This is a genomic window from Arthrobacter sp. Hiyo1 (genome assembly GCF_001263615.2).
In the GTDB taxonomy this organism is placed as follows: Bacteria; Actinomycetota; Actinomycetes; order Actinomycetales; family Micrococcaceae; genus Arthrobacter.
Genome location: NZ_DF952473.1, coordinates 384,368 through 388,813 on the forward strand (window position 1 = coordinate 384,368; position 4,446 = coordinate 388,813).

3 pseudogenes are annotated in these 4,446 nt (G+C 62.8%); 1 reads left to right on the plus strand and 2 read right to left on the minus strand.

The features are described from left to right. Window positions 1-2,517: pseudogene (locus AHiyo1_RS17225) on the plus strand (error-prone DNA polymerase); the annotation flags it as partial. On the opposite strand, the pseudogene glgC reads toward AHiyo1_RS17225, so the two are convergent. Both glgC and AHiyo1_RS17235 read right to left on the minus strand, forming a co-directional pair. Then, window positions 2,513-3,832: pseudogene (glgC, locus tag AHiyo1_RS17230) on the minus strand (glucose-1-phosphate adenylyltransferase); the annotation flags it as partial. The pseudogenes AHiyo1_RS17225 and glgC overlap by 5 nt on opposite strands. Before the next feature lie 103 nt (window positions 3,833-3,935). Continuing rightward, a pseudogene (locus AHiyo1_RS17235) lies at window positions 3,936-4,446 on the minus strand (hypothetical protein); the annotation flags it as partial.

Below are 4,446 nucleotides of genomic sequence, written 5' to 3' on the forward strand. Positions count from 1 at the left end.
CGCCCATTTGCGGAGCGGTTCCGAGATGGTAGCGCGGTTCGCCCGCTACCCCGGCGCGGTCGAACGGACTGTCGAGATCGCAGACGAGCTTGCATTCCAGTTACGGGCCGCCCGCCCGAAGCTTCCCAAGCTCGATGTTCCTGCGGGGCACAGCCTTATCACGTGGCTGCGGCAACTTGTTGAAGAAGGGGTGAGGGACAAGTACCCGGACGCCGACGAACGGGTCCATCGCCGGATCGAGCAGGAACTCGCAGTGATCGAGGCGAAAAACTTCCCCGGCTATTTCCTGATTGTGCACGACATCGTGCAGTTTGCCCGTTCCCGCGGCATCCTCTGCCAAGGCCGGGGGTCCGCGGCGAACTCTGCCGTTTGCTACGCGCTGGGGATCACCGCGGTCGACAGTATCTTCTACAACCTTCCGTTTGAGCGTTTCCTCTCCAGCCTCCGCGAAGAAGAACCGGACATCGACGTCGATTTCGACTCGGACCGGCGGGAAGAAGTCATCCAATACGTCTACCGCAAGTACGGACGGTTCAACGCGGCCCAAGTAGCGAATGTCATCAGTTACAGGCCGAAGAACGCCGTCAGGGACATTGCCAAAGCACTCGGCTACAGCCAGGGCCAACAGGACGCCTGGTCCAAGCGGCTCGATCACTGGGGCGATCTCAGCGATGGCAAGACCAACAACATCCCGGCCCCGGTCCTGGACCTTGCTGACCAGATACTGGGCTTCCCCCGGCACCTGGGCATCCACTCCGGCGGCATGGTCCTCACCGAACGGCCTGTCGGCGAGGTGGTACCCATCGAACGCGCCCGGATGGAAAACCGCACGGTCCTGCAATGGGACAAGGACGATTGCGAGTGGATGGGCCTGGTCAAGTTCGACCTTCTTGGCCTGGGCATGCTCGCCGCCCTGCAGTACTCCTTTGATTTGATCGACAAGCATTTCGGGGAGCGTTGGACCATCGAGACCATCCCGCGGGAAGAACCGGCCGTCTACGACATGCTCTGCCGGGCCGACTCGATCGGGGTGTTCCAAGTGGAATCACGGGCCCAGATCAGCACGCTGCCGCGGCTGAAACCGAGGAAATTCTACGATCTGGTGGTCGAAATCGCGCTGATCCGTCCAGGTCCGGTCCAAGGTGGCGCCGTGCACCCCTACATCCGGCGCCGTGCAGGCACGGAAAAGATCACGTATCTTCATCCATTGCTGGAGCCCGTGCTTAAGCGGACTTTGGGTGTGCCCTTGTTCCAGGAGCAACTGATGCAGATGGCAGTTGCCGTGGGCGGCTGCACCGCCGAGGATGCGGACCTGCTCCGCCGCGCGATGGGCTCCAAACGGGGCCGGGAGAAGATCGAGTCGCTCGAGGCCAAGCTCTATGCGGGGATGGCGGCCAACGGGATCAGCAAGGACGACGCCGACGCCATCTACGCCAAGATCCAGGCCTTTGCGAACTTCGGTTTCGCGGAATCCCACTCCTTGAGCTTCGCGGTGTTGGTCTACGCAAGCTCGTGGCTGAAGCTGCACTACCCTGGCGCATTTCTCGCGTCCCTGCTGCGGGCACAACCCATGGCTTCTACTCCCCGCAAACCCTCGTGGCGGATGCCCGCAGGCACGGGGTCCAGGTGTTGCGCCCGGATGTACTGCATTCCCTTGCCGAGGCGACCCTCGAAGTGCTCGACGAGGCGACAAGTGCCGAAACAGGCCAAGTGGGCGGCATGGATTCCTGCCTAGACTTCCACCAGCCGGAGATCGGCCTCTTCCAGCAGGATCGACCACGCGAGGACCACCTGCACCGGCGGGATGGCTCACGCGCCGTGCGGTTGGGGCTCGACGGCGTCACGTCCATCGGCGCCGAAGTGGCGAAGCGGATCGTCACCGAGCGTGCGGAGCATGGCGCCTACCGGGACATGGCGGATCTGTCCCGCCGCGCGAATCTCAGCGCGGATCAGCTGGAGGCACTCGCTTCAGCGGGAGCACTCGATTCGCTGGGAATGAACCGCCGCGAAGCATTGTGGCAAGCCGGAGATGCCGCGCTCGAGCGGGAAGGACAATTGCCCGGGACCCACGTCGCCGTCCAGCCACCGCTGCTGCCCGAGCTCTCCCCCCTGGAAAATGTTGCCTACGACATGTGGGCGACAGGAATCAGCACCGATGACCATCCGATGCGCCATGCCCGCGAGGCCCTGGATTCGAGGGGGGTGCTGCGGGTGGACCGGCTCTCCCAGGTCGAGTCCGGCACGCGTGTTGAAGTGGCCGGCGTCGTGACCCACCGCCAACGCCCCCAGACCGCGCAAGGGATCACCTTCGTGAATCTGGAGGACGAGAGCGGCATCCTCAATGTCATCTGCAGCGTTGGCCTCTGGAAGAGGCATCGCCGCGTCGCCCGGGAATCATCCGCGCTGGTCGTCCGGGGTTTCCTCGAACGATCGCCGGAAGGAGTCACCAATCTCGTGGCGGACAAGCTGGAACCCTTGGTCCTGACAGTGAAGTCCAACTCCCGCGACTTCAGGTAGCCAGGAGTGCCGCACGGGCGAGTTCCCGGTCGTGTTCATTCGGGAGAGGTACGTGTTGACCTTTGCTCAGGACCGTGATGCCGGAATCCGTGACGTTATAGCCGCGCCGTCGGTCCAGGTCCGGATCCAGGCCGATGGTTGCGCCGGCTGGAACCCTGACGTTCTTGTCCAGGATGGCCCGCTTGACCACCGCCCCTTCGCCGATGGTGACGTTGTCCAACAGCACCGAGTCGATAACGCGGGCACCACTGGAAATGAACGCATCGTTGGAGAGCACCGAATTTTCCACGAGACCGCCCGATACGATGACGCCGTTGGAAACAATCGAGTCCTGGGCCGTGCCGACGGTTCCGCCTTCCCCGCGAACCATCTTGGCCGGAGGCGAAGCGCTTTGCCGTGTGTAGATCGGCCAATCGGAGTTGTAGAGATTGAACACCGGATCCGGCGAAATCAAATCGAGGTGTGCCTCAAAGTATGAGTCGATAGTACCGACGTCGCGCCAGTAGTTGCGGTCACGATCCGTGGCCCCTGGGACATCATTGCTTGAAAAATCATAGGCGAACGCTTCGCCACGGGAAACGAAATAGGGGATGATGTCACCGCCCATGTCGTGTCTCGTGTCTTGCCGGGTGGCGTCGTGCTCAAGCGCCCCCACCAAGGCATCGGCGTCGAAAACGTAGTTCCCCATCGATGCCAGGAACTGGGAAGGGTCTTCAGGAAGCCCACGCGTCGAAGCCGGCTTTTCCACAAATGCTGCGATCCTCTTGGCCGTGCCGCCGCTCGCGCTATCGGAACCAGCGGCCTGGTCCACCTCGATCACGCCGAACTGGTCGGCCATGGCCAGAGGTTGACGCACGCCCGCCACAGTGGCCTTTGCGCCGGAGCTGATATGGCTGCGCACCATGTGCTCGAAATCCATCCGGTAGACGTGGTCAGCACCCACGACCACGACGATGTCAGGACGGGCGTCTTCGATGAGGTTGAGCGACTGGTAGATCGCATTTGCGCTGCCTAGGAACCAGCTTTTACTGACGCGCTGTTGAGCCGGAACCGACGCTACATAGTTGCCCAATTGTGCGGACATCCGCCACGTTTCTGAAATGTGCCGGTCCAGGCTGTGGGACTTGTATTGGGTCAGCACCACAATCTGCCAATAGCCCGAGTTGGTCAGATTGGACAGGGCGAAGTCGATCAGCCGGTAACTCCCTGCGAATGGGACGGCTGGTTTGGCGCGATCTCCGGTAAGCGGCATGAGTCGCTTACCCTCACCGCCGGCCAGCACAATCGCCAAGACTTTCTTCGAAGCCATCGTCACTCCCTTGTGTTTGATGTTGGCCGTGGAACTACTCACCGCGCGTTGCGATGAAGCTCGGGGTGGAACGCGCCCCCGCTGCTCGAACAGCAGCGGGGGCGCATTCCTAGGCGTTCGCGATCAGCCCCAGTTCGGCCTTGGAGGCCAGGGAGGGGTGTTTCGGGAAGACCCGGACGGTGTAGCCGAAGGACCCGGAGCGGTTGATCAGGATGGACCCGGTGAACAGGTGTCGCCCGTTGCCAAGGTCCTCCGTTTCGGTCAGCTCGACCAGGGCCACATCTTCCAGTTCGTCTCCGTCCTGGGCCCGGCCATACGCCACCTCAACCGACACGTCCTCGGGCGTGAGTTCGTGCAGGGCGATGTAGGCGTTGACCTGGAGGGTGTCGCCGATCTGGGGCTCCTCGGAGACGCCGATGGAATCGACGTGTTCCACGATCAGCTGTGGCCAGGCGGTGCGGACCTTGGTGGTCCAGGCCGCGAGTTCCTTCGCTTCCTTGAACGACGCCGTTCCCGCCTGCCTCCCGGCGACAGCGCCGGGCGGTAAAGGGTGTTGACGTAGTCCTGGAGCATGCGGTCGGCCGAGACGGCCGGGCCGAGGTGGGCCAGGGTGTGCTTGA